This is a genomic window from Ruegeria sp. F5 (assembly GCF_056533845.1).
The window spans coordinates 1-638 of record NZ_JBQFOU010000080.1 but is presented as its reverse complement, the minus strand read 5'-3'; the positions used below and the strand labels follow the sequence as shown (position 1 = coordinate 638).

The window sequence follows — 638 nt, the reverse complement described above, 5'->3', positions numbered from 1 at the left end:
CGAGTGAATGACTCGTCGGTCGTATCAAGTCGAAAGCCAGCTCATGATTTCCTTCAAAGGTGCACAGTATCCGAAAGATGTGATCCTATTCGCAGTATTCTTCTACGTTCGATACGGCGTTTCCTACCGCGATCTGGAAGAGATCATGGCAGAGCGAGGTGTTTCCGTCGATCACACCACGCTGAACCGCTGGGTGACACGATACTCTTGCGCAATCGCTGAAATAGCACGCCGCCGCAAAGGCCCATACGACCGCTCCTGGCGAATGGATGAAACGTATATTAAAGTAAAGGGATCATGGGTTTACCTCTACCGAGCGATCGACAAACACGGTAAAACTCTCGATTTCATGCTTTCACAACGTCGAAACAAACCGGCTGCGACAAAATTCTTTGCTCGAATGCTGGAGGTCAACGCCCTTCCACGTAAGATCGTCATCGACAAAAGTGGCGCCAACTCAGCTGGTATCAAGTCGATCAACAAAATGCTGAAAGGCTTTGGCTGCCCGATCCCGATTGAGATGGTGAGGCGGAAATACCCGAACAACATCGAGGAACAGGACCATCGTTTCATCAAGAGACGCATCCGGCCAATGCTAGGGTTCAAGGCGTTCGCTTCAGCGGCGGCAACCCTCGACG

1 protein-coding gene is annotated in these 638 nt (G+C 51.3%); it reads left to right on the top strand.

What is annotated here, in order from left to right:
* Positions 1 to 43: 43 nt before the first annotated feature.
* On the top strand, positions 44 to 638 hold a 595-nt coding region (locus ACR0K1_RS25645; RefSeq protein ID WP_480852329.1), incomplete at its 3' end, for an IS6 family transposase.